Raw genomic sequence first — 26,289 nt, 5'->3', positions numbered from 1 at the left:
GTCAGGAGCAAATAAAGAACATTTATTCCATTCGAGAGAGAGGACTTTAAAGTCCTTTCTTTTGAAAAAATATCTTTATCTTTTCCCTAAAGTTGCATTAATTAGTTGAAAGTAGTACACAAAAAAGGAGCTTCGATTGCAGCTCCTTTTTTTATATAATCAAATGCAGTAAGTTACTCTTTCAATCTACATGCTTTGCTTTCTCCTTCAACAACTACTTCAGTCATTCCTAAAGAAGATAAGTTTTTCATGGCTTTGTCCCATTTTTTACCACTCAATGCCGATTTGATTTTCAATAATCCAAAATCCATTTTGTTGTCATTCGTTTTCAAGATGGCGACAATCAGTTTCTCATCATCTTCCAATTCAATTTGAACTTGTTTTTTCTCTGGTCTCATTTGTGGGAACAACAACACTTCTTGAATAGAAGCATTATTGGTCAAAAACATCATCAAACGGTCCATTCCAATTCCTAATCCAGAAGTTGGCGGCATTCCGTATTCTAAAGCTCTTAAGAAATCTTCATCGATAATTCCGGTTGCTTCATCGTCTCCTTTTTCAGACAATCTCATTTGCTCTTCAAAACGCTCTCTTTGGTCAATCGGGTCATTCAATTCAGAATAAGCGTTCGCTACTTCTTTACCACAAACCATCAATTCAAAGCGTTCTGTCAATTCCGGATTGTCACGGTGCTGTTTGCACAATGGAGACATTTCCTTTGGATAATCCGTGATAAAAGTTGGCTGAATATAATTTCCTTCGCATTTAGCGCCAAAAATTTCATCAATCAATTTTCCTTTACCCATCGTGGCATCCACGTCAATTCCCATCCCTCTGGCAGCGTCAAATAACTCTGTTTCATTTTTTCCTGAAATATCAAATCCAGTAAATTGTTTGATAGAATCTGTCATCGTAACTCTTGCATATGGAGCTTTGAAGTTCACCGTATGTCCTCCAAAAGTTGCTTCACTGGTTCCGTTTACACTAATGGCGCAATGTTCCAACAAGTTTTCGGTGAATTTCATCATCCAGTTGTAGTCCTTGTAGGCTACATATATTTCCATGGCAGTAAACTCTGGGTTATGTGTTCGGTCCATTCCTTCATTACGAAAGTTTTTCGAAAACTCATACACCCCATCAAAACCACCAACAATCAATCTTTTTAAGTACAACTCATTCGCAATACGCATGTACAATGGCATGTCAAGCGAGTTGTGGTGTGTGATAAAAGGACGCGCTGCAGCACCACCGGGAATTGGTTGTAAAACTGGAGTTTCCACCTCTAAATATCCTTTATCATTAAAGAAAGAACGCATCGCATTGAACAATTTTGTTCTTTTGATAAACGTTTCTTTCACGTGATCGTTCACGGTTAAATCCACGTAACGACGACGGTATCTTTGTTCCGGATCAGCAAAAGCATCGTGTGTTTTTCCGTCGGCATCCGTTTTTACAACAGGAAGTGGTTTCAAGGCTTTCGCCAAAACTGTCAATCCATAAACATGAACCGAAATTTCACCCACTTGCGTTTTAAAAACCGTTCCGCGAACCCCAATAAAATCGCCAATATCCAATAGTTTTTTGAAAACTACATTGTACATTGTTTTCTCCTCGTCCGTCGAAATATCATCTCTCGAAACATAGATTTGAATACGTCCTTCAGCATCTTTCAATTCTGCAAATGATGCTTTCCCCATGATACGCTTACCCATCAAACGCCCGGCTAAAACAACTTCTTTTCCTTCGTACTTCTCAAAATCGGCTAGGATTTCGCTGGAATAAGCGGTTGTGATAAATTCGGCTGCTGGATAAGGCTCAATGCCTAAATTGCGTAATTCGGTAAGTGCTTCTCTACGTAATATTTCTTGTTCGGATAATGCCATTTTATGCTGTTTTTAAGAGCGCAAAGATACTGTATAAGTAGCAAAGTAACAAAGTGCTAAAGGTTTTTTGGAGCTATTTCCAGCTTTCCGTTACAATCTTTTTATTTTTTCTTAAAAAATAAAAAGGATTTCCACTGTAATCTGGGCTAGGGATTGTAGTTATTATTTTACATTTGGTAAAAAATCACCATTCAAAATCATAAAAATTGAAAAATAAAATTTACGTCTTTATACTTTTGGCCATTCTAACAACAAGTTGCCAAATTACCGAAACCATCTATTTAAACCAAGACGGATCCGGAAAAATAGAAACCGAATCACTGCGCGACGAACACAGTTACATGCAATTAGTGGGCGAAAATTATTCCAAAGAAGAAAAATTCGAGGATACCACTTACGTTTTCAAGGATTTTATAGCGAAATATGCGGAGACGTTTGCAAAACTTCCAGCATCCGAAAAAGCTGTTTTTCAAAAGTTTTCAAACGTAAAAGTTCACATCAAGAAAAGTTCTTACGAGAAAGAATTTCGAACAACAATCAATCAAAACTTTACTAAAATAGCCGAAGTTGCGGATTTATACAAAACCGAAGAATATGCAGATGATATTGAAAACAATTACGCACTGGTTGCCGAAGAACATTATTATAGTGTGAATTATGCTTTTGACGAAAGTCTTTTTAAAAGAATAGTGAAAATTACAGATCCTGTCGAATTAAAAAAACAGCAGGATAAAATTTCAGACCTGAAAACCCGAGCAGCCAATTTTAAAATCAATCAGCTCTATGTTTTAAAATATCATTTTCCTCGGAAAATAAAATCGGTTTCGAATACAAATGCAAAAATAAGCGAAGACAAAAAATCATTGGAATTGCAATTTCTAATAACAGATTGTTTAGTAAATCCGGAGAGTACGAATCTGGAGGTGGTTTTGGAAACAGATGAAGTCAATTAATAAATGTCAATCCTACAAGGTTTTTTCAAACCTTGTAGGTATCGCTTTCAGCGCAATAATAAAAATTAGTTTTAGACGAAGACTAGTTATTCATAATTTATAAGTTTTAATTTTTATAGCATACCCAAAAGGTTAAAAAAAACCTTGCAGGAAAAACAGTAAACTCAAAACTTTGTACCTTTACCAATCAAAAATAACGGACCGAAAAAAGATTGCTTTGCTTCGTGCCTCGCAACTCCTCGCAATTACAAATGAACAAAACCATCCAACTTCAAGATTTAGGAACTAAAGATTACAAGGAAACTTGGGAATACCAAGAACAATTGTTTAAAGGAATCGTTGACTTGAAAATTCTAAATCGCAGAGAAGAACTCAGCCTAGAAACGCCAAATTACTTTCTTTTTGTGGAGCATCCTCATGTCTATACTTTGGGGAAAAGTGGCGATTTGAGTAATTTACTTTTATCTGAAAAACAATTGGAAGCCAAAGGAGCGACTTTCTACAAAATCAACCGTGGTGGCGATATTACGTATCACGGACCCGGACAAATTGTGGGTTATCCAATTATAGACTTAGAAAATTTCTTTACGGATATTCATAAATACTTGCGCTTTCTGGAAGAAGCTATTATTCTTACCCTTGAAGAATATGGAATTGCTTGTGGTAGAAGCGAAGGCGAAACCGGAGTTTGGTTAGGCGCAGGAACTCCATTTGCCAGAAAAATTTGTGCGCTGGGCGTTCGCGCTTCCCGTTGGGTAACTATGCACGGATTTGCGTTAAACGTAAATGCTGATTTGGGTTATTTTGACAATATCATTCCGTGTGGGATTCGTGGTAAGGCCGTAACTTCTTTAAACGTAGAACTCGGAGTTGAAAAAGTAAATGAAGCAGAAGTGAAGGAGAAAATCCTGAAACATTTTGCAGATTTATTTGAATCTAAGTTTGAATAAAAAACTAAAGACACACTCACAGCCGCTCTCCAGAGGGGAGTCAGAAGTGCGTATAAGGAATGTTTTGCTAAACAATATCGGCTGAATTCTAAAAATAACATCAAATAAAAAGAATTATAAGAACGTCTCGGATTCTGTATAAAAACCAAAGGTTCATGATAACAGGGTCGAATTCCCCTCTTGAGAGGGGCTGGGGGTGTGTTTTGATGTTGCTTCAAACAAATCTAAATCTCCAATTTTAGCTGTTCTGGCAACAATCGAAACGTCATTCGGTGGTATTTTGTAACGCCATATTTTCGGATGGCTTCCCGATGTTCTTTGGTGGGATAACCTTTGTTTTTTTTCCAATTAGACATCGGGAATTCCTCATGAATGCGGTTCATATACGCATCGCGGTACGTTTTTGCCAAAACGGAGGCCGCGGCAATACTCATAAATTTAGAATCACCTTTTACGATACTGGTATTTGGAATCGAATTTAAAATTTCGAGTTCAACTTCGGTAAAAATTTTTCCTCCACGATTTTTTATACCTTTTTTGTGAATCAGTGGTGCATTTCCGTCGAGAATAATATATTCCGGCCTTGGATGGAGTTTTAGAATGCTTTCCTGCATGGCTTTTATAGATGCATTCAGGATATTGATTTCATCAATTACCATAGGCTCAAGATGTGTTACTGCAAATGAAATGGATTGCTGCTCAATAATAGGTCTTAATTTTTCTCTAATTTTTTCTGATAATTGTTTACTGTCATTTAGTATTGCGTTTTCAAAATCGTGTGGCAATATTACAGCCGCTGCAGTTACAGGTCCCGCAAGACAACCACGACCTGCTTCATCAGTTCCTGATTCGAGTATGTATTTTGAAAAATTACTTTCGAGCATTTTTTTGGCAAATATAGAAAGAAAATATTTTTTTTTTAATTCATTAGCTAATACATGTTTCATAAAACGGCACACAAAACGCTATACAAATGTTAAAAGTATATTTTTTAACGTTAATTTTAGGTTAATTAATTATTTATCGTGAGATTTGCCAGATAACTAATTCAAAATAATTTAAAATGAGATTAAAATTCAAATGGATTTTTTCATTGTTATTGGCTTTGTCAATGCAATTTGTGTTTTCACAAGAGAAAACAATTACGGGTGTAGTTTCCGATATTTCGGGGCCTATCCCTGGCGCAAATGTTATTATTAAAGGAGCAAAACAGCGCAGTACTCAAACTGATTTTGATGGTAAGTATTCCATTAGAGCAAAAGAAGGGGAAACTTTAGTTTTTTCTTTTCTTGGGATGAAAGAGATTACAGTAAATGTTGGTTCTTCTGCGACAATTAGTGTTAGAATGGAGCAAGAAGGTAATGCATTGGAAGAAGTAGTAGTTGTAGGTTATGGAGTTCAGAAAAAGAAAGATCTTACTAGCTCTATTTCCAAAATTAATGGTAATGATATCAAAGGATTAATTACACCTAGTTTTGAAAGTCAGCTAGGGGGAAGAGCTGCGGGTGTTCAGGTTACGACTCAAAACGGAATTTTAGGTGTAGCACCTAGAGTTAGAATTAGAGGTGTAGCTACAATAAATAGTGGTACTCAACCTTTGTATGTAGTGGATGGTTTGCCAATTTATTCTGGAGACATTGGAGGTTCTGCAGACACAAATGGTTTGGCAGATATTAACCCAAATGATATTGAATCATTTGAAGTCTTAAAAGATGGTGCTGCTACAGCAATCTATGGTTCTAGAGCTGCAAATGGTGTGATTTTAATTACTACGAAAAGAGGTAAAAAAGGTACGATGAAAGTATCTTATAGTAATGTTACTGGATTTGCCTCTGCAACAAAAAGATTTGATTTACTTAAAACTGCTGATTTTTTGGTTATTAATAACGAAAAAAGAACAAATGCAGGTCAAGCAGCTTGGGCAGCCGGAAGTAATTTTGATACTGATTGGCAAAGTGAGGTGTTAAATAAAGGGGCTTTTCAAAGTGACCATTCTGTGTCTCTAAATGGAGGTTCTGATAAAACAAAATATTTCATGTCTTTAGGTTACTCCACTCAAGATGGTATTGCGAAGTCAAACAGTTTAGATCGTTATTCTCTACGGTCAAATCTAGAACATGAAGTAATGTCTTGGTTAACGGTCGGAGCTAACATTGGGGTTACTAAAACTAATACATTTGGATTAAACACTGGAAGGAACTCTATTTCAGGAAATATTTTTAGTGCAATAAGACAGTTGCCAAATACTTCTCCTTTTAATGCAACAAACCCAACAGGTTTTAACCTTAATACATCTGGAAATATTGGTCAGGGAACAAACCTGACTCAGGCCACTGATAACTTGTCAAATATCAGCTACGTATTAGCAAATAACAAGTTTGAATCTAAGGTAACTAGAATTATATCAAGTGCTTTTGTATCTGCTAATATTTTAAAAGGTTTAAATTATCGTTTCCAAATTGGAGTTGATAATGCCTCAACAAACGGATTCTTATATTGGAATCCATTACATGGTGATGGACGTGGAACTAATGGACGCTTAAGTAATAATAGTAATACTTTAACTCGTTGGAATGTTCAAAATGTTTTGTCATACAATAAAACATTTAGTGATGACCATAATCTATCTTTGACAGCAGTTTATGAAGCTCAAAAAGAGAGAAATGAAGGGTTTTTTGCTACTGGTACAAACATAACTGATCCATTTTTTAATGAAAATGTTGTAACAGGGGCTTTTGGTACTCAAGAATCAGGGGGTGGAGTTAATGAAGAAGGTATTATTTCTTATATCGGAAGAGCAAGTTATAATTATAAAGAAAGATATTTTGTTCAAGGGACAATAAGACGTGATGGACTATCGAAATTTAATTCAGACATTCGCTACCAAAGTTTTCCTGGTGTTTCTGGAGGTTGGAATATTGCGAATGAAAGTTTTATGGAAGATTTTAAAAGTGTCATTTCACAATTCAAAATCAGAGGTTCTTACTCTTTAACGGGTAACACAAATGTGGGTAGGAGTAATTATCCTTATTTGAGTACATATTCTCCTTCATTTTACGGACCAAATAATGGTATTGCATTTACAACTTTTGCAAACAGAAATTTGAAATGGGAAACAAGTACTAAAATTGATTATGGAGTAGATTTGTCTTTATTTAATAATCGTTTGACTTTAAACTTTGATTATTTCAAGAATACCTCTGAAGATGTAGTACTTCAATTTCCGATAGACCCTTCATTAGGTGTTCCAGGAAATGCAATAGATAGAAATGCTGCAAATGTATTGAATAAAGGTTATGAATTTGGAGTAGATTATAGTGTTATAAACACTAAAGATTTCAAGTGGAATGTCAATGCAAATTTAACTTTGCAGAAAAATAAAGTTTACAATTTGCCTAATAATGGTGCCGATATCATTGGTGGAAGTTCAGGAGATATAAATATTCAGCCAAATATCATTATCCGTGAAGGAGAATCTCTAAACTCATTATATGGATTTACATATTGGGGAGTAAATGCTGCAAACGGTAATCCGGTTTATTATAAAGCTGATGGCACCTTGGTGCAAGGAAATATAGCAACAGCTAATTACAAAGTATTTAATCCAGCCGATCCAACTAACATAGCAGTTGCATCAACTTTAACTCAAGCAGATAAAAAGATTCAAGGGAATTCCCTTCCTACTTATTTTGGTGGATTTAGTTCAAGAATGAGCTACAAAGATTTTGATTTTAGCTTTTTGATTCGCTTTAGCGGTGGGAATAAAGTTTTTAATGGTACAAGAAGAGATTTACTTAATTTAGGTTTAAGCAACAATAGCACAGAAATCCTTGGTAGATGGCAAAGTGCTACAAATCCTGGTGACGGAGTTACGCCTAGATTAGTTGCTAATCAAAATCCATTTATTAATCAAGCAAGTAATTTAACAACTCGTTTTGTCGAAGATGCTGACTTTATTAGTTTAGACAACATAAGTTTAGGATATTCATTTCCAAAACTTTTAACTGAAAAAATAAGTGTTGAAGGTGTGAGATTGTCTGCTCAAGTTCAAAATTTATTTTTAATAACCAAATACAAAGGATTAGATCCGGAATTAGAAACTTCTGGAGTTGATTTAAACGGTACACCAAGAGCAAGAATTTTTTCAATTGGTATTAACGTAAATTTATAAAAAAATGAAAAAATACATAAAAATAGTAACTAGTGTAATGCTAGTAATGGGATTGTTTTCTTGCTCAGATGAGAAAATACTGGGACTAACTCCTATAAATGCGGTAGCATCTGATGTCGCATTTACAACTCCTACATTGATAACTGCTTCAATGAACGGTATGTACAATGCAGCTTCGGTTGGTATTTATAACAATACTGCTAATAATCCAAATAGTGGTCGAGGTTATATTTGGGGAGCGGCTTTTGTACAACAAGGAGATAATAGAGGAGAAGATGTTATTAATTTGGCTGGATTTTTTCAGTTAACATATACAGGTACATATGATGCTGGTACTGCAAACAACGTTTATTATTTCGTAGATGGTTACAGATTAATTAACAGATGTAATTTAATTATAGAAGGAGTAACTGATGCAGTGAGTAAAAATGTAATTACTGCTCAACTTGGGAATAGTTACATCGCAGAGGCACGATTTTTAAGAGCAATTACACATTTTGAAATGTTAAATTATTTTGCTAGACCTTACAATTTTACTGCTGGTGCAACTCACCCGGGTTTACCATACAGAGAAGTAGGTGTTGATACCGATGCGGAAGTAGAAAGCGAAAAAGCGCAAGGAAGAAATACAGTAGCTGAGTGTTATACTAAAGTTTTGGCTGATTTGAATTTTGCTGAGAGCAACCTTATTGGTACAAATAAATTTCGTGCAACAAAAGAAGCTGCTATCGCTTTCAAAACTAGAGTGTTTTTACAAAAAAGAGATTGGAATAATGTGATACTTGAAGGGTCGAAATTATCTGCACTTTCTTTAGCTCCAACTCCAGCGGCAGCATTTACTTTAGGCACTAATGTTGAGACTATTTTTTCAATTCAACATGGTGCTACAGCTGGTCAAAACCCAGGTGTTAATGGTGCTCTGGCTTCAATGTATAAAAATAGAGCTTTAATTTGCATTAGTCCAATCATTTGGAGAGATGTGATGTGGTTAAATGATGACAAAAGAAGAGAGAATGGTGTGATGACAACGATCAATTCTGGTAATGTTTTAACAAACAAATATACTGATATTACAAATTCAACTGATCCCGCTCCAGTAATTCGTTTCGCAGAAGTACTTTTGAATATGGCAGAAGCCAATGCTAGAAAAACTTCACCAGATTTAACATCAGCTTTGACTCAGTTGAATAGAGTTAGAAATAGATCATTAGCTGTTCCAGCTACTCAAGCTTACACGGCAGCAAGTTTTGCAACAGCAACAGATTTAGTTGGTGCAATATTAAAAGAACGTAGAATAGAATTTATTTGTGAAGGTAGAAGATGGTCAGATATTCACAGATTACAAGGCGATGATTTGTTTCCAATTAATGGAATTCCTGCTAAATTAGCTAATGGTAATCCTCCTGCGGGTTCATTTACTTTGGGGACACCGTACACAGGTCCAAGAACAAATGCTGCTATTCCTGGAAGTGATTTTAGATTCTTATGGCCAATACCATTATTAGTAACAACAACTAATCCAATTTTAGCTGGTCAGCAAAATCCTGGTTGGTAGTTTAAATTCATAATTTTATAAAGAAAACCTTTCCAGTCATTTTTGATTGTGAAAGGTTTTTTTTTATAAATTTTTTAAGTGAATTAACTTTATTAACCAGTGAAATATGTTTGTTTTGATAAACAAAATTTCAATTTTTTAAAAAAAAAATATGAAATCAAAACGATAATGTTCTGGTCTATGTTGTATTTTTTTTTTATTGATTTACCTTTGCTAAAATACAATTACAAAAGTCACTAATTATATCCCTTTCAAATGAGAATTTTCTTTTTTTTTATTTTTATATCATTCTCCACTTTGCTGTTTTCTCAGGAGAAAAACAGCAAAACTTTAGACTCTAACAGTAAATACAACAGCTCGGATTCTATAAAAAAGCCACAACAACCTCTCGCCACTATAGATCAGTACCGCGTTATTACCATAGATCGGGACACCACTTATATTGATACTGCGTTGAGCATTCAAAGAGAATACAGTCATAATTATTTAAGAAAAGATACTTTTGGGCTTTTAGCTTTCGCTAACGATGGACAGACTTATAATACGTTGCAATATAGTTTAACGGATTTTTCCCCTTTTCCAGAATTTGGATTCAAAGCAAAACATTTTAATTTCCTGGAAGCAAATCAGATACGATACAGCTCTGTGGCAACTCCTGCTACGGAATTATATTTTAAAACCACAGTCAAAAAAGGCCAGTCGGCAGATTCATTTATTACTTTAAATACCTCTGAAAATCTTAATTTTTCTATTGCTTATAAAGGCTTGCGTTCTGAGGGGCAATATATAAATCAATTGTCAAGTACAGGAAATTTCAGATTCACTGTAAGTTACAACACTAAAAATAAAAGGTACTATTCCAATGCGCATTATACTTACCAGGATATTTTAAACTATGAAAATGGCGGAATCACAACAAATAGTGATTTTGAAAGCGATGACCCAAATTTTAATAACAGACAAAGATTGGAAGTTTTTTTGAATGATGCTAAATCATTTCTGAAAGGCAAAAGAGTTTTTTTAGATCACAGCTTCAGAATTAATACCACAAAAGGAGCAAATAATTTATATGTAAACCATCAGTTTAATTACGAAAATAAGTTTTTCGAATACAATCAAGCCACAGTTCCATCTGCTGTAGGAGGAACAACCGTTTACCGATTTGGAGAATCTTTTAAAGATCGTGGCATAAATGATCAAACCCATTACAATAAAATGTATAATAAGATGGGACTAATCTATGAAAATACAACTTTAGGGAAATTCCAGTTTTTTGCAGATGATTTTAGATCGAATTATTATTACAATCAAATTTTGATTTTTGATAATAAAACGGTTCCAAGTTCTTTAAGCCAAAATATAAATAATATTGGTGGGCAATATGAGTATCAAAAAAATAAGTGGAATGGAAAATTTCTATATTCAAGATCCGTTACGAATCAATCGTTGTCTAATTTAGAGGCTAAGTTGAAATATGATTCCAATGATGAAACGGAATTGACATTTCAATATCAAAACATAAACAAGTTGCCAAATAACAATTATGATTTGTACCAAAGCAGTTACGTTCAATACAACTGGTCCAATGATTTCAAGAATGAAAAAATAAATTCGATATCTGCCAATGCAATTACGCCTTGGGTTAATGCTTCGCTGCAGTATTCGATATTAAATGATCATCTTTATTTTGCCGATGTTTCAACGGATGCTCAAGTACTGGCCCTAGCCCAAATAGTTGCGCCAACACAATACGACAGGACCATAAATTATTTATCCATTAAAGCCAACAAAGAATTTAAATTTGGGAGTTTTGCGTTAGATAATACGATTTTATATCAAAAAGTGGGTCAGCAAGATAACATCTTAAATGTACCGGAGATTGTAACCAGAAATACGTTTTACTACTCGGGTTATTTTTTCAAAAAGAATGCGTTGTTCTTGCAAACGGGTATTTCACTGAATTATTTCACGAAATACTTTGGGAACGAATACAATCCGGTAATTGGCGAATTTTTTGTTCAAAATAAAAAAGAGATTGGAAACTATCCCAACCTTGATTTTTTCATCAACGCAAAAATTCAAAGAACCAGAATTTATTTGAAAGCAGAACATTTTAATTCTTCTTTGACAGGAAACAATTTTTATTCGTCACCTAATAACCCGTACCGTGATTTTACAATCCGTTTTGGATTAGTTTGGAATTTCTTCAATTGATATTACGAAAAATGCTTTAGCGGCTTTACGTACTTTTTTTGGCGTTTTATCGTGCTATCCGCTATATCTTTACTTGCTAAAGAAAGCAAGCAAAGGATGCCGCTATTATCACGAACGCAAAATTCCGTAAACGAGAATATTTTATAACAAAATGCTATCTTTGCACTCGTATTTATAACAAATCACAATCTTAAAATCATAATAAAATGCAGTACGCAGAAAATATATTAGGAACAATTGGCAACACGCCATTAGTGAAACTTAATAAAGTGGTTGCCGGTGTTGATGCATTAGTACTCGCTAAAGTGGAGACTTTCAATCCGGGAAATTCTGTAAAAGACAGAATGGCTGTAAAAATGATTGAAGACGCCGAAGCTGACGGGAGATTAAAACCAGGAGGGACTATTATTGAAGGGACTTCAGGAAATACAGGGATGGGATTAGCGTTAGTGGCGATCATAAAAGGATACAAATTGATTTGTGTAATCTCAGATAAGCAATCCAAAGAGAAGATGGATATTCTTCGTGCTGTAGGTGCAAAAGTAGTGGTATGCCCAACTGATGTGGAACCAACAGATCCACGTTCTTATTATTCAGTTTCTAAAAGACTGGCGGAAGAAACACCTAATTCCTGGTACGTAAATCAGTATGATAATCCATCAAATGCGATAGCACATTATGAGCAAACAGGACCTGAAATTTGGGAACAGACAGAAGGTAAAATTACTCATTTTGTTTCTGGTGTAGGAACCGGAGGGACAATTTCAGGAGTTGGAAAATACTTGAAAGAGAAAAATCCAAATATTAAAATCTGGGGAATTGATACCTATGGTTCTGTCTTTAAAAAATACCATGAAACGGGAATTTTCGACGAAAATGAAATCTATTCTTATATTACTGAAGGAATTGGTGAAGACATTTTACCTCTGAATGTTGACTTCTCTCTAATTGACGGCTTTACAAAAGTAACTGATAAAGACGCAGCGGTTTATACCCGTAAAATAGCTCTTGAAGAAGGGATTTTTGTAGGAAATTCAGCGGGTGCAGCAATAAAAGGATTGTTGCAACTCAAAGAACATTTCAAGCCAGAAGATGTCGTTGTGGTTCTTTTCCATGATTCAGGAAGCCGTTATGTGGGTAAAATGTTTAATGATGATTGGATGCGCGAACGTGGTTTTCTGGAAGAAGAAATCACAAAGGCCGAAGATGTCATCAAAGACCATGTCGATAAACCATTAATTGTAGTTCGTACCGAAGAGTTAGTTTCGCATGCCATAGAAAGAATGCGTAAATACAAAATTTCTCAAATTCCGGTGATTGATATCACAGGATTTGTAGGTTCTGTTGATGAGAGTGATTTGTTTAAAAGTTATGTAGAAGACAAAAATTCAGCCGAAAGACCTATTAGAGAAATCATGGGAAAGCCCTACCCAATTGTAAAATTAGGTACGCCAATCGAAGAAGTTTCTAAACTATTCAACAAAGAAAACGAAGCTGTTTTGATTGATTTAGGAAACGGAAGACACCATATTATCACGAAATATGATATTATTGGTTCGATAAAATAAGGGTTAACCACGAATTTAATTCATACTATACTCCTGCAAGGTTTTTTTTAACCTTGTAGGTTTTTGGTTTTTAAGACGACATGGTTTGGCTTTGTAAAATTCTACTGCGTTGCAAATTTTCTCCCTTGTTGAAAAAAACGGTGACTCAAAATAGGCAAGAATAAATAAAAAGAAAGGTGTTGAATGCTTTCAACTTCTATAAATGATTGTATTTTTGTAACTCTGAAATCAAAAATCACTATTCAAAAATCTGAAATAAACATGACCTTCACCGCCATAGATTTTGAAACTGCAACTGCTTTTCATCCCTGCTCCGTGGGAATTGTTACCGTAGAAAACGGAATAATTGTAGATGAGTTTGTTACCTTAATCAAGCCGCCTAATAATCTATATTCTCCTTTTACGATTCAAGTTCATGGAATATATCCGCGAGATACGGTGAATGCAAAATCATTCGCACAAGTATATCCTGAAATACAAAAACGGTTGAAAAATAGAGTCGTTGTTGCTCATAACGAGAGTTTTGACAGAAATGTTTTGGCTAAATCGATGGCGCTTTATGGCTTGGATTATGATGAATTGAATTTGGCATCTCGTTGGGAATGCACCGTGAAAATATATAAAGCCAAAGGACTAACACCAACCAAATTAAGTGATTGTTGTAGAGAAATGAAAATTCAACTCAATCATCATGAAGCTTTATCTGATGCTCGGGCTTGCGCCAAATTATATTTACTCCGCTAATCATTGCGAGGAACGAAGCAATCCAAATTAGAGTGTTGACTTGAATATTGTTTTTGTTTTGTAAGGTAAGTTGTTGGTTTTTTTAGTACTTTAGTCTTTCATTTTTAAGCTATTATCTAAAAATCATAACATGAAAGAAGATTTTCTCCATTATCTCTGGAAGTTCAAGAAGTTTGATGCCTTAAATTTGAAAACTTTTAATGAAGAGGAAATCACAATTATCAATGTTGGACAATATTTAGAATTAGCAGGTCCTGATTTTTTTAATGCCCAAATTACGATTGGAGATCAAAAATGGGCTGGAAATGTAGAAATTCATCTTAAATCTTCAGATTGGTACGTGCATCATCATGAGAGGGATTCAGCATATGAAAACGTAATCCTCCACGTTGTTTGGGAACATGATGCGGAAATTTTTAGAAGCAATAATACCGAAATTCCAGTTTTAGAACTCAAAAAACACGTTAAAAAGGAGACTATCGAAAACTATCAATCGCTGATTTCCCCAAAATCATGGATTTTTTGTGAAAAACAACTCGTAAATATCGATGAATTTATTTTGAAAAACTGGCAAGAACGTTTGTTTTTTGAGCGATTAGAAAGGAAATCCCAACCTATATTCGATTTATTGGAACAAACCAATCAAGATTGGGAAGCGGTGTTGTTCTGTCTTTTAGCCAAGAATTTTGGTTTGAATACCAATGGAGAAATCTTTTTGAAAATAGCACAATCTATTCCTTTTTCCATCATAAGAAAAGAAAGTTTTGAAATAGAAAACCTCGAAGCCTTGCTTTTTGGAACTGCCGGATTATTGGATTCAGAAAAAGAAGATAATTATTTTAAAGATTTGAAATTCAGGTATTACTATTTATTGCATAAATATCAAATAGAGAAAAATTCCATAGAGCCAGTTCAGTTTTTTAAACATCGCCCTGATAATTTTCCGACGATTCGATTGTCACAATTAGCTAATTTATACCACGGTCAGCAGAATTTATTTTCGAAAATAAATACATTGAATTCGTTAAGAGATATTTATGAAGTGTTTCGAGTCTCCGCTTCAGACTATTGGTTAAATCATTATCAATTTGATAAAGAAAGTCCGAAGAAGAAGAAACCACTTTCTAAATCTTTCATCGATTTGATTGTTATAAATACTATAATTCCACTTCAGTTTGCTTTTGCAAAAAGTCAGGGAAAGGAAATTTCTGAGGATTTGATACGTATTTTAAATGAAGTCGCTCCGGAGAAAAATGCCATTGTAGATAAATTTTGTTTTTTTGGAATAAAAGCTAAAAGTGCTTTTGAGACCCAATCTTTGTTGCAACTCAAAAATGAGTATTGCAATAAAAGTAAATGTTTAGAATGTGCTGTTGGGATGGAGTTGCTTAAAAATAATTAGTGAATTAGAAAACGAGTCAATTGGATAATTTTGTAATTTTGCTCATAATTCATAACTCATAAAATGTCAGCAGTAATTAAACTGAAGTTCTTTTTTGAAAAACATGGTTTTCATGTTTCGTCGCGTTTAGCTGACACATTAGGAATGCGTGCCAGTAGCGTAAGATTATTTTTTATATACTTATCATTTGTTACGGTAGGATTGTGGTTTGCGGTTTATTTGACATTGGCTTTTTGGATTCGCCTCAAAGATTTAATCCGAGCTAAACGAACTTCGGTTTTTGATTTGTAAATGAAATTTAGTTGCATAAAAAAAGGGACTATAAAGTTGATGTACTTTATAGTCCCTTTTTAATTTATAAAAGAAGATTATTTTTTTGGATTGTTTAATACGCTATTTTTCTTTCCGTATAAAAAATAGATTATAACACCTAAAGCCATCCATGCAAAAAGTCTTAACCAGTTTGTCCAGCCTAAACCAGCCATCATTAACACACAAGTGATGACTCCTAAAATTGGCACTAAAGGAACAAAAGGAGTTTTGAATTCTCTTACCATGTTAGGTTCTTTCTTTCTCAGGATAATAACAGAAACGCACACAAGTGAAAAGGCAAATAATGTTCCTATACTTGTCATATCTCCTACGATATCTCCTGGAATGAAAGCAGCAAATAATCCAACAATTACTAAAATTGCAATATTTGCTTTGTATGGTGTTTTGTATTTTGGATGTAAATCACTGAATGCTTTAGGTAATAAACCGTCTTTACCCATGGCATAAAATACTCTGGATTGTCCAAGTAACATGACCAAAATCACAGAAGAGAATCCTGCTAATATGGCAATAGTCACTAATTGTCCTAACCATGAATATCCAATCATATATTTTGTAATTGCGAACGACACAGAAGCTTCTTTTCCACCTGTTCTAAAATCTTCAACAGTTGCAACCCCAGTCAATACGTGAGCGAAAAGGATGTATAATACAGTACAAACCGCTAAAGACCCTAGAATACCTATTGGCATATTTCTTTTAGGGTTTATGGTTTCTTGTGCTGCTGTACTTACGGCGTCAAAACCGATAAAGGCAAAGAATACAGTTCCTGCAGCTCCGATTATTCCCCAAAATCCTCCAAATCTATGATCGATACCGTGTTCATCGGTAAAAATAGAACTTGCTGGTATGTAAGGAGTGTGATTTGCTGGATTAATGAAGTTCCAGCCAACAATGATAATCAATACTACAATGACAACTTTTACAACTACAATAATTCCGTTTACAAAAGCTGATTCTTGGATTCCTTTTATTAATAATAAACTGATTACTCCAACAATAAATAAGGCTGGTAAATTGATCATTCCATTTTCTCCGGTTACCGCATCAGTTTGAAATGGGGAATGGGATAATGAATATGGAATTGGACTCACATGGAGTACGTTGATCAGTAAATTATTTAGGTATTCACTCCAGGCGATTCCTACAGTTGCAGCTCCTACAGCGTATTCAAGAATTAAATCCCAACCAATGATCCAAGCTAAAAACTCACCCATAGTAGCATAAGTATACGTATAAGCACTACCTGAAATAGGAATTGAAGAAGAAAGTTCGGCATAGCACAACCCGGCTAAAGCACATCCAATTGCTGCAACAATAAATGCAATTGTTACTGATGGACCCGCATTTTGTGAAGCCGCCATTGCAGTTCTTACAAATAATCCTGCACCTATTATGGCACCAATGCCTAATGCAATTAACGACCAGGCGGTTAATGTTCTTTTTAATCCCTTTTCAGAATCGGCTGCTTCTGCTAAAAGCTGAGCCAATGGTTTTCTTTTCCAAATAGACATGTTTTATGGTTTTTTTGTTATTAAGCACCAAATGTATTGTTTTTTATAAAAAATAAAAATAATAATTAGGATTTAAGTCATAAAATTATAATTCAGCAATGTTTTATAGCCTTTGGCCTTTTTGTAAGATGCTTTTTTTCAGAATAAACGAACCTATAAATGCATTTGGTTTTGATAAATGTCATTTTTGTCTTTCGAATATTTTTTAAAGACGTAAAATATTTCCTATTTTTAGATTTTGAAAAATGAAATCAGATAATAGTAACCTAATCACAAAGTATGGCCTTTAAAACAATAAGTGGATACTTTATTTTTTCCCGAGAACAGCGAAAAGGTATTTTTGTGTTGTTCGGAATTATTATCGTTTTACAAATGCTTTATTTTTTTGGCGATTTTAGTGTTTTGGCAAAAGAATTTCCCGAGAAACAAAAATGGCTTTCGCTGCAATCTCAAATTGATTCCATGAAAATGGAAGAAAAAAAAGAGTCGCCTAAAATTTATCTTTTCAATCCCAATTTCATTACAGACTACAAAGGCTATAAGCTGGGAATGTCTGTTAAGGAGATTGATCGTCTTCTAGCTTTTAGGAAAGAGAATAAGTACGTTAATTCAGCTAAAGAATTTCAAAACGTAACTCAGGTTTCGGATTCGTTATTAAATGTCATAGCTCCCTTTTTTAAATTCCCGGATTGGGTAAATAATAAAAAACAGTTTAAGGTCTATGAGAAATATCCAAATAAGGCTTTCGCCAAAAAAGAAAAAATAGTTTCTATCGATATAAATCAAGCCACTAAAGAAGATTTGATTAAAATTTATGGAATAGGCGAGGCAATTTCACTTCGGATTTTAAAACTAAAAGAAAGTCTTGGAGGATTCGTTTCTATGGAACAGATGAAAGATGTTTGGGGATTATCGCCCGAAGTTATTGAGAATTTGAACACTCATTTTAAGGTTTCGATGATGCCGAATTTTAAAAAAATAGACATCAATAACGCTTCTTTAAAAGAACTTTCTCAATTTTCTTATTTCAGATATCCATTGGCAAAAGAAATAGTAACGTATAGAAGTATGAATGGAGATATTAAAAATATTGAGGATTTAACAAAAATTAAGGGTTTTCCTGTTGATAAAGCAAAGATAATTGCTTTATATTTGGACTTTTAATTTGAAGCAGAACTTCAATTTATTAAAAGTCAATAAAAAAATTAATTAATTATATGAATTCAATATATTTCACAGAAGAACATCAATTGTTTAGAGCAAGTTTACAAGATTTTTTACTTAAAGAAGTTGTGCCTCATATTGAAAAATGGGAAAAAACGGGTACAATTGAGCGTTTTGTATGGAAAAAGTTTGGAGAAATGGGCTTTTTCGGAATAAATTATCCCGAGGCTTATGGCGGATTGAATTTAGATTTATTTTACACGGTAATTTTTCTGGAAGAACTTCAAAAAATAAAATCATCTGGTTTTGCCGCTGCTATGTGGGCACATTCTTATTTAGCAATGACGCATTTGAATGCGGAAGGTGATGAGCGAATTAAACAAGACTATTTAGTGCCAAGTATTTCTGGAGATAAAATAGGAGCATTGTGCATTACGGAACCTTTTGGAGGAAGTGATGTTGCGGGTATGCGTACTACTGCTGTGAGAAAAGGTGATAAATATGTTATTAATGGTTCTAAAACATTTATAACGAACGGTGTTTATGCCGATTATTATGTAGTTGCTGCCAAAACGAGTCCGGATCTTGGAAATAAAGGGATTAGCATGTTTTTGATGGATAGTAACCTTAAAGGAATTTCCACTGTAAAACTGGATAAATTAGGTTGGAGAGCTTCAGATACAGCAGAGATTGCATTTGATGATGTAGAAATTCCTGTAGAAAATTTAATGGGTGAAGAAGGGAAAGGATTTCCTTATATTATGCAACATTTTGCCTTAGAGCGTTTAATTATGGCAATAAATGCTCACGCAAGAGCTGAGTATGCAATTGAGTATACAATAGAATACATGTCACAACGAGAAGCATTTGGCAGAACAATAGATAAGTTTCAGGCGTTAAGACATACATTAGTAGAGCATGCAACAGATGTTGAGCATTGTAAAGTGTTTAATTATGCTGCCGTAGCCCGATTAGACAAAGGAGAATATGTGGTTAAGGAGGCTACTATGGCCAAATTAAAATCTACTAAAGTGGCTGATGAAACCATTTATAGTTGCTTGCAAATGTTGGGAGGTTATGGCTATATGGAAGATTATCCATTAGCACGTTTATTTAGAGATAGTCGTTTGGGACCAATAGGAGGTGGGACTTCAGAAATCCTCAAGGAGATTTTATCGAAAATGATAATTGATAAACAAAATTATAAGCCAGCTGTGGAATAACAGCTTTTTAGAAAATAGAAAATAGAATATAGAGCCAAGAAACAAGAAATTGTAGCTTGGCTTTTTTATTCTTTTTGAAATAAATCTCAATTCATAACTCATAATTCAAAAGTTTGTTTACTTTTGCACACTTAAAGAAAGGGGGTGTCTATATTATGTTAATTATACCAATTAAAGACGGAGAAAATATCGATAGAGCGTTAAAACGCTACAAAAGAAAATTTGATAAAACAGGAACTGTTCGTCAACTAAGAGCACGTACTGCTTTTATTAAGCCTTCAGTAACTAATAGAATCAAAATTCAAAAAGCGGCTTATATCCAAAATATGAGAGATAACTTAGAGAGTTAGTCAATATCTATTAAAATAATTTACCGTTAGTCATTAAAAGTTTTATAACTTTGATGCTAACGGTTTTTTTATGAATAATAAAGACGCATTTCGGGATTATCTACAAATGGAGAAGAAATATTCTCCGCATACCGTAAATGCCTATTTGAATGATTTAGGGTACTTCGAAACATTCAACACCCTTCAATTTGATCAGGAAAATATAGGTCAGGTAAACTACAATCAAATTAGAAGTTGGATTGTGTCGCTTGTGGATGATAACTTGTCAAATGTATCTGTTAATAGAAAAATCGCATCCTTAAAAGCATTTTACAAATTTCTATTAAAAACAAAACAAATTGAAGTTAGTCCGCTATTGAAACACAAAGCGCTAAAGACTCCTAAGACCCTTCAAATTCCATTTTCTGAAAAAGAAGTTCTGAATGTGTTAAGCCACATGCAAAATGCAGTAGGTTTTGAAGAAATAAGAAATAAACTCATTATAGATTTATTTTACACCACCGGAATGCGCAGGACAGAGTTGATTCATCTTAAAAGCGTAAATGTTAATTTGTCCGGCAATACGATTAAGGTGCTTGGTAAAAGAAATAAAGAAAGAATACTTCCTGTTTTGCCAATAATTACAGAGCAATTCTCGTTGTATATAAAAGAGAGATTGTGTTTGGAATCTATCGTGGATAATGATTTTTTTTTTCTCACAAAAAAAGGGTTAAAATTGAACGATACCTTTGTGTATCGATTAATAAATTCTTACTTTAGTGCTGTCTCCGAGAAAGTAAAAAAGAGTCCGCATATATTGCGACATACGTTTGCTACTCATTTATTAAATAATGGAGCTGATTTGAATTCGGTAAAAGAATTATTGGGACATTCCAGTCTGGCATCAACGCAAATTTATACGCACAATAGTTTATCAGAACTGAAAAAAGTATATAAAGATGCGCATCCAAGGAATCAGAAGTAATTCGGAAATGTTTAACTATTAAAAAAAAATGATTATGAAGGTAAATGTTCAAGCGGTTAACTTCACTGTTGACAAAAAACTGGTAGATTTTGTTCAAGAAAGAATGGACAAATTGGAAAAATATTACGATAAAGTAGTGTCGGCAGATGTTTTTTTGAAAGTTGAAAAGACAAGCGATAAAGAGAATAAAATTGCCGAGATAAAAATTAATGTTCCGGGAGATGATTTTGTAGTTAAAAAGCAGTGTAAAATTTTTGAAGAAGCAGTGGAGCTTTGTGCTGAATCTTTGGAAAGATTGTTGGTAAAAAGGAAAGAAAAGATAAGTTCACACATTTAATATAAATTTTTTTTAAAAAATGTTTTGAATCAGAGATAAAATCTCTACATTTGCAGTCCGTTAGAAATAGCGGACTTTTTTTATTGATTCGCCAGCGTAGCTCAGTTGGCTAGAGCAGCTGATTTGTAATCAGCAGGTCGTGGGTTCGAGTCCCTCCGCCGGCTCAAAACTGTAACGGTTTGACAATAGGAAAAGTAGGGGAGATACTCAAGCGGCCAACGAGGGCAGACTGTAAATCTGCTGTGTAAACTTCGCAGGTTCGAATCCTGCTCTCCCCACAGAATAAAGTAGATGTTGAAATTAAGGTTTTAAATTTTTTTTGAATCTGAAATCTCAAATCAAATTCTGACATCAAGGATTCTGCCGGTGTAGCTCAGGGGTAGAGTGCTTCCTTGGTAAGGAAGAGGTCTCGGGTTCAATTCCCGACATTGGCTCAAGTAAGTAGGAAATAGAAATTAATATATAACTAAGATTAAAAATTAAGTAAAATGGCAAAGGAAAATTTTAACCGTAACAAGCCCCATTTAAATATTGGAACAATTGGGCACGTGGATCACGGAAAAACGACATTAACTGCGGCAATTACAAAAGTATTGTCTGATGCAGGTTACTGTCAAGCAAAATCATTTGATCAAATTGATAATGCTCCAGAAGAAAAAGAAAGAGGTATTACAATTAATACATCTCACGTTGAGTATGAAACTGCTAATCGTCATTACGCTCACGTTGACTGTCCAGGTCACGCGGATTACGTAAAAAACATGGTTACAGGTGCTGCTCAAATGGATGGTGCTATTCTTGTAGTTGCTGCGACTGATGGTCCTATGCCACAAACACGCGAGCATATCCTTTTAGGTCGTCAGGTAGGTATTCCTAGAATGGTTGTATTCATGAATAAAGTGGATATGGTTGATGATGAGGAATTACTTGAATTAGTTGAGATGGAAATCAGAGACTTGTTATCTTTCTACGAATATGATGGAGATAATGGTCCTGTTGTTCAAGGTTCAGCTTTAGGTGGATTGAATAATGATCCAGTTTGGGTACCAAAAATTCTTGAATTGATGGCAGCTGTTGATTCTTGGATCGAAGAGCCAGTAAGAGACGTTGCTAAACCTTTCTTGATGCCTGTTGAAGATGTATTCTCAATCACCGGTCGTGGAACTGTTGCTACAGGTCGTATCGAAACAGGTGTTGCTAATACAGGAGATCCGGTTGAAATCATTGGTATGGGAGCTGAAAAATTAACTTCTACTATTACTGGAGTTGAGATGTTCCGTAAAATCCTTGATAGAGGAGAAGCTGGAGATAACGTAGGTATTCTTTTAAGAGGTATTCAAAAAGAAGACATCAAAAGAGGAATGGTTATTTGTAAGCCAGGTTCAGTTAAACCACACGCTACTTTCAAAGCTGAGGTTTATATCTTGAAAAAAGAAGAAGGTGGTCGTCACACACCATTTCATAATAACTACCGTCCACAGTTTTACGTACGTACAACTGACGTAACAGGTATCATTACTTTGCCAACAGGTGTAGAGATGGTTATGCCTGGGGATAACTTAACAATTGATGTTGTATTGCTTAGTGCAATTGCATTAAATGTTGGTTTACGTTTCGCTATCCGTGAAGGTGGTAGAACAGTAGGTGCTGGTCAGGTAACTGAGATAGTAGCTTAATCCTATAAATAAATTTTAAAGCCAGTAACCGCTTTGGTTGTTGCTGGCTTTTAACTACGGGCGTAGTTCAAGGGTAGAATAGCGGTCTCCAAAACCGTTGATGGGGGTTCGAATCCCTCCGCCCGTGCAAATAAACTAAATCACAATGACAAAAGTTGTTAATTACATATCAGAAGCATTTGAGGAGTTAAAGTCAAATGTAACTTGGCCAGCTTGGGCTGAAGTACAACGTCTAACGATTGTTGTTGCTGTATTTTCAGTAGTATTCGCTTTGGCAACTTGGGGAGTTGATGAAATTTTCGCAAAAGCATTAGCTGGATTTTTTAACTGGATAAAAGCATAATTTTTTTGTTATGGCAGATAGTAATATAAAAAAGTGGTATGTCGTTAGAGCAGTAAGTGGACAAGAAAATAAAGTGAAAGCATACATCGAAACTGAAATCGCAAGATTAGGGATGGGTGATTATGTTTCGCAAGTTCTGGTTCCTACTGAAAAAGTGGTTACTGTTAAAGAAGGAAAAAAAATAATCAAGGATAAAGTTTATTTTCCGGGTTATGTAATGATAGAAGCGAACCTAATTGGTGAAATCCCTCATATTATTAAGTCTATAACAAGCGTTATTGGTTTTTTAGGTGAAACAAAAAATGGAGAACCAGTTCCGTTACGTGTTTCTGAAGTTAACAGAATGTTAGGTAAAGTGGATGAGTTAGCTGTGAATACAGATACTCGATCTATACCATTCAACTTAGGGGAAACTATAAAAGTTGTTGATGGTCCGTTTAATGGTTTCAACGGTACTGTTGAAAAAATTAACGAAGAAAAGCGTAAACTTGAGGTAATGGTTAAGATTTTCGGAAGAAAAACACCGTTAGAGTTGAGTTTTATGCAAGTTGAAAAAGTATAATTTTTGTTACATCTATAATATCCATTGCAATCGCTTCCAATGATTGTAATGTTAAATTTTTTAAAAAATGGCTAAAGAAATTAGTAAGGTAGTTAAACTACAAGTTAAGGGAGGTGCTGCGAATCCATCGCCACCGGTTGGACCTGCTTTAGGAGCTGCTGGGGTAAACATCATGGAGTTCTGTAAGCAATTTAATGCTAGAACTCAAGATAAACCCGGCAAAATATGCCCAGTACAAATTACTGTGTATAAAGACAAATCATTTGATTTTGTTGTAAAAACTCCTCCGGCAGCAGTTCAGTTAATGGAAGCTGCAAAGCTAAAATCTGGTTCTGGTGAGCCTAATCGTAAAAAAGTAGCTAGTGTTACTTGGGAACAAATTAGAGCTATTGCTGAAGACAAGATGCCAGACTTAAACGCATTCACTATGGAGTCTGCAATGAGTATGGTTGCTGGAACAGCTAGATCTATGGGTATAACTGTATCAGGAGATTCTCCTTTTTAATTAAGAGAAAGACATGGCAAAATTGACAAAAAAGCAAAAAGAGGCTGCTTCAAAAATTGAAAAGAACAAACTATATTCTCTTAAAGATGCTGCGGCATTAATAAAAGTAGTTTCTTCTGCAAAATTTGATGAGTCTGTTGACATCGCAGTTCGTTTGGGTGTAGATCCAAGAAAAGCGAATCAAATGGTTAGAGGTGTGGTAACATTACCTCATGGAACTGGTAAAGACGTTAAAGTATTAGCATTGGTTACTCCAGACAAAGAAGCGGAAGCTTTGGCAGCGGGGGCAGACTATGTAGGTCTTGACGATTATTTACAAAAAATAAAAGACGGTTGGACAGATGTTGATGTAATTATCACTATGCCTTCTGTTATGGGTAAATTAGGTCCATTAGGTCGTATTTTAGGACCTAGAGGTTTAATGCCTAACCCTAAAACAGGGACTGTAACTATGGATGTTGCAAAAGCTGTTCAAGAGGTAAAAGCTGGTAAAATTGACTTTAAAGTTGACAAAACTGGTATAGTGCATGCAGGAATTGGTAAAGTTTCTTTTGGAGCTGAACAAATTGTTGACAATGCTCACGAAATTATTCAAACATTAATCAAACTTAAACCAACTGCGGCTAAAGGAACTTACATCAAAAGTATTTACCTAACTAGCACTATGAGTCCTGCAATTGCATTGGACCCTAAAGCAGTATAATTGGTAGTTAAAAATTTTTAGTATGACTAGAGAAGAAAAATCAATCGCGATTGAAGTTTTAACTGCACAGTTAGCTGGTACAAACATTGTTTATGTATCTGATATTTCTGGACTTAATGCAGAGACTACTTCAAACTTGAGAAGAGCGTGTTTTAAAGCAGGTATAAAATTAGAAGTTGTTAAAAATACTTTGCTTGCAAAAGCAATGGAAGCTTCAGCTAATGATTATGGAGATTTACCTTCAGTATTGACTGGTAATAGTGCTATATTCATTTCTGACATAGCAAACGCTCCTGGTAAGATAATAAAAGATTTCAGAAAAAAATCAGCTAAACCTGTATTGAAGGGAGCTTATATTAATGCTGAAATTTATATTGGAGATGATCAATTAGATGCATTAGCAACTATTAAATCTAAAGAAGAGCTTATTGGCGAACTTATTGGATTATTGCAGTCACCAGCACAAAGAGTTATTTCTGCTCTTCAAAACCAATTCGCAAAAAGCGAAGAGGCTACAGAAGAAGTGGAAGCATAATAAGAATAGAGTCTTGCTCTAGTTTTTATTTAAAAAAGCGCACAATAAATAAATTATATTTTTACAAATCATTTTAAAACGATAGAAAAAATGGCAGATTTGAAACAATTCGCAGAACAATTAGTTAACCTAACGGTAAAAGAAGTTAACGAATTAGCAACAATATTAAAGGATGAGTACGGAATCGAACCAGCTGCTGCAGCTGTAGTAGTTTCAGGTGGTGGTGAAGCTGCTGCTGAAGACGTTCAAACAGAATTTACAGTTGTATTAAAAGCAGCAGGTGCTTCTAAATTAGCAGTTGTAAAATTAGTTAAAGAACTTACAGGTTTAGGTTTGAAAGAAGCTAAAGATGTAGTTGATAGCGCACCTAGTAATGTAAAAGAAGGTGTTTCTAAAGAAGAAGCTGAAGGGCTTAAAAAATCTTTAGAAGAAGCTGGAGCTGAGGTTGAACTTAAATAGTTTAACTCTTTTTGGGAATTAGGTTTAGGTCTTGGATGTACATCCAAAGACCTAAACCCTTTTTCGTATAACAAAAGTCTACCTTGTATTAGTACATAGTAGTCTTTTAAAATAAGTTCATTTTACCCATTACGAGGAAAAAAAATTAACAGATAATAAGAAAGTAGTTATCTTAAATTGG

The 26,289-nt window shown here is 34.5% G+C and carries 24 protein-coding genes and 4 tRNA genes; 25 read left to right on the top strand and 3 right to left on the bottom strand.

Annotated features, from left to right (window positions below; genetic code table 11):
* Positions 1-173: 173 nt before the first annotated feature.
* Positions 174-1,883 (bottom strand): lysine--tRNA ligase, encoded by a 1,710-nt coding sequence (lysS, locus tag ACFX5E_RS12020; RefSeq protein ID WP_379855388.1) that lies wholly within the window; start codon positions 1,881-1,883, stop codon positions 174-176.
* Positions 1,884-2,089: 206 nt separating this feature from the next.
* On the opposite strand from lysS, the gene ACFX5E_RS12015 reads away from it, so the two are divergent.
* On the top strand, positions 2,090-2,836 hold the full coding sequence (locus ACFX5E_RS12015) for a hypothetical protein (RefSeq protein ID WP_379855387.1): 747 nt from the start codon (positions 2,090-2,092) through the stop codon (positions 2,834-2,836).
* Between the two features lie 251 nt (positions 2,837-3,087).
* Complete coding sequence (gene lipB / locus ACFX5E_RS12010) at positions 3,088-3,786, top strand: lipoyl(octanoyl) transferase LipB (RefSeq protein ID WP_379855386.1); 699 nt, start codon at positions 3,088-3,090, stop codon at positions 3,784-3,786.
* Positions 3,787-4,010: 224 nt separating this feature from the next.
* On the opposite strand, the gene ACFX5E_RS12005 is transcribed toward lipB, so the two are convergent.
* Entirely contained in the window at positions 4,011-4,670 is a 660-nt protein-coding gene (locus tag ACFX5E_RS12005; RefSeq protein ID WP_379855385.1) for a ribonuclease HII, read from the bottom strand.
* 179 nt (positions 4,671-4,849) lie between these two features.
* Between ACFX5E_RS12005 and ACFX5E_RS12000 the strand changes: the two genes are divergently transcribed.
* The 7 genes from ACFX5E_RS12000 (at position 4,850) to ACFX5E_RS11970 (ending at position 15,731) form a co-directional block, all read left to right on the top strand.
* Entirely contained in the window at positions 4,850-7,957 is a 3,108-nt protein-coding gene (locus tag ACFX5E_RS12000) for a SusC/RagA family TonB-linked outer membrane protein (RefSeq protein ID WP_379855384.1), read from the top strand.
* A gap of 4 nt (positions 7,958-7,961) precedes the next feature.
* Positions 7,962-9,512: a RagB/SusD family nutrient uptake outer membrane protein gene (locus ACFX5E_RS11995; protein ID WP_379855383.1), complete on the top strand. Its 1,551-nt coding sequence runs from the start codon at positions 7,962-7,964 to the stop codon at positions 9,510-9,512.
* Between the two features lie 255 nt (positions 9,513-9,767).
* Positions 9,768-11,726: a putative porin gene (locus tag ACFX5E_RS11990; RefSeq protein ID WP_379855382.1), complete on the top strand. Its 1,959-nt coding sequence runs from the start codon at positions 9,768-9,770 to the stop codon at positions 11,724-11,726.
* A 206-nt stretch (positions 11,727-11,932) separates the two neighbouring features.
* Positions 11,933-13,294, top strand: a complete 1,362-nt coding sequence (locus ACFX5E_RS11985; protein WP_379855381.1) for a pyridoxal-phosphate dependent enzyme — start codon at positions 11,933-11,935, stop codon at positions 13,292-13,294.
* Positions 13,295-13,555: 261 nt separating this feature from the next.
* Complete coding sequence (locus ACFX5E_RS11980; protein WP_379855389.1) at positions 13,556-14,038, top strand: 3'-5' exonuclease; 483 nt, start codon at positions 13,556-13,558, stop codon at positions 14,036-14,038.
* Between the two features lie 130 nt (positions 14,039-14,168).
* Positions 14,169-15,440, top strand: a complete 1,272-nt coding sequence (locus ACFX5E_RS11975) for a DUF2851 family protein (RefSeq protein ID WP_379855380.1) — start codon at positions 14,169-14,171, stop codon at positions 15,438-15,440.
* 63 nt (positions 15,441-15,503) lie between these two features.
* The gene (locus ACFX5E_RS11970; RefSeq protein ID WP_379855379.1) at positions 15,504-15,731 is read left to right on the top strand and encodes a PspC domain-containing protein; all 228 of its coding nucleotides are present in this window, start codon (positions 15,504-15,506) and stop codon (positions 15,729-15,731) included.
* A gap of 77 nt (positions 15,732-15,808) precedes the next feature.
* Here ACFX5E_RS11970 and ACFX5E_RS11965 read toward each other — a convergent pair whose 3' ends face one another.
* Entirely contained in the window at positions 15,809-17,287 is a 1,479-nt protein-coding gene (locus ACFX5E_RS11965) for an amino acid permease (RefSeq protein ID WP_379855378.1), read from the bottom strand.
* A 279-nt stretch (positions 17,288-17,566) separates the two neighbouring features.
* Between ACFX5E_RS11965 and ACFX5E_RS11960 the strand changes: the two genes are divergently transcribed.
* From ACFX5E_RS11960 to rplL, 16 genes are all read left to right on the top strand, one after another.
* Complete coding sequence (locus tag ACFX5E_RS11960) at positions 17,567-18,451, top strand: ComEA family DNA-binding protein (RefSeq protein ID WP_379855377.1); 885 nt, start codon at positions 17,567-17,569, stop codon at positions 18,449-18,451.
* A gap of 53 nt (positions 18,452-18,504) precedes the next feature.
* On the top strand, positions 18,505-19,674 hold the full coding sequence (locus tag ACFX5E_RS11955; protein WP_379855376.1) for an acyl-CoA dehydrogenase family protein: 1,170 nt from the start codon (positions 18,505-18,507) through the stop codon (positions 19,672-19,674).
* 155 nt (positions 19,675-19,829) lie between these two features.
* On the top strand, positions 19,830-20,024 hold the full coding sequence (gene rpsU, locus ACFX5E_RS11950; RefSeq protein WP_035670421.1) for a 30S ribosomal protein S21: 195 nt from the start codon (positions 19,830-19,832) through the stop codon (positions 20,022-20,024).
* A gap of 70 nt (positions 20,025-20,094) precedes the next feature.
* Complete coding sequence (locus ACFX5E_RS11945; protein ID WP_379855375.1) at positions 20,095-20,988, top strand: tyrosine-type recombinase/integrase; 894 nt, start codon at positions 20,095-20,097, stop codon at positions 20,986-20,988.
* Between the two features lie 34 nt (positions 20,989-21,022).
* The gene (gene hpf / locus ACFX5E_RS11940; protein ID WP_103999765.1) at positions 21,023-21,325 is read left to right on the top strand and encodes a ribosome hibernation-promoting factor, HPF/YfiA family; all 303 of its coding nucleotides are present in this window, start codon (positions 21,023-21,025) and stop codon (positions 21,323-21,325) included.
* Between the two features lie 90 nt (positions 21,326-21,415).
* Positions 21,416-21,489 (top strand) — tRNA-Thr (locus ACFX5E_RS11935).
* Between the two features lie 33 nt (positions 21,490-21,522).
* Positions 21,523-21,603: transfer RNA gene (locus ACFX5E_RS11930), tRNA-Tyr, on the top strand.
* An 84-nt stretch (positions 21,604-21,687) separates the two neighbouring features.
* A tRNA-Thr gene (locus ACFX5E_RS11925) sits at positions 21,688-21,759 on the top strand.
* 54 nt (positions 21,760-21,813) lie between these two features.
* On the top strand, positions 21,814-23,001 hold the full coding sequence (gene tuf / locus ACFX5E_RS11920) for an elongation factor Tu (RefSeq protein ID WP_103999660.1): 1,188 nt from the start codon (positions 21,814-21,816) through the stop codon (positions 22,999-23,001).
* Between the two features lie 56 nt (positions 23,002-23,057).
* Positions 23,058-23,128 (top strand) — tRNA-Trp (locus ACFX5E_RS11915).
* A gap of 18 nt (positions 23,129-23,146) precedes the next feature.
* Positions 23,147-23,344 (top strand): preprotein translocase subunit SecE, encoded by a 198-nt coding sequence (secE, locus tag ACFX5E_RS11910; RefSeq protein WP_073203496.1) that lies wholly within the window; start codon positions 23,147-23,149, stop codon positions 23,342-23,344.
* A gap of 10 nt (positions 23,345-23,354) precedes the next feature.
* A complete protein-coding gene (nusG, locus tag ACFX5E_RS11905) occupies positions 23,355-23,906 on the top strand; it encodes a transcription termination/antitermination protein NusG (RefSeq protein WP_379855374.1) in 552 nt (183 codons plus the stop codon).
* A 67-nt stretch (positions 23,907-23,973) separates the two neighbouring features.
* A complete protein-coding gene (gene rplK / locus ACFX5E_RS11900; RefSeq protein WP_035619182.1) occupies positions 23,974-24,411 on the top strand; it encodes a 50S ribosomal protein L11 in 438 nt (145 codons plus the stop codon).
* A gap of 13 nt (positions 24,412-24,424) precedes the next feature.
* Positions 24,425-25,114, top strand: coding sequence for a 50S ribosomal protein L1 (rplA, locus tag ACFX5E_RS11895; RefSeq protein ID WP_379852063.1), 690 nt, complete (start codon positions 24,425-24,427; stop codon positions 25,112-25,114).
* 22 nt (positions 25,115-25,136) lie between these two features.
* A complete protein-coding gene (gene rplJ, locus ACFX5E_RS11890; RefSeq protein ID WP_073203487.1) occupies positions 25,137-25,649 on the top strand; it encodes a 50S ribosomal protein L10 in 513 nt (170 codons plus the stop codon).
* A 90-nt stretch (positions 25,650-25,739) separates the two neighbouring features.
* A complete protein-coding gene (gene rplL, locus ACFX5E_RS11885) occupies positions 25,740-26,108 on the top strand; it encodes a 50S ribosomal protein L7/L12 (protein ID WP_039109063.1) in 369 nt (122 codons plus the stop codon).
* Positions 26,109-26,289: the final 181 nt, after the last annotated feature.

Origin of the sequence: Flavobacterium xylosi, assembly GCF_042787345.1 — a bacterium.
Taxonomy (GTDB): domain Bacteria; phylum Bacteroidota; class Bacteroidia; order Flavobacteriales; family Flavobacteriaceae; genus Flavobacterium; species Flavobacterium xylosi.
This window is presented reverse-complemented; position numbering and strand designations above follow the sequence as displayed.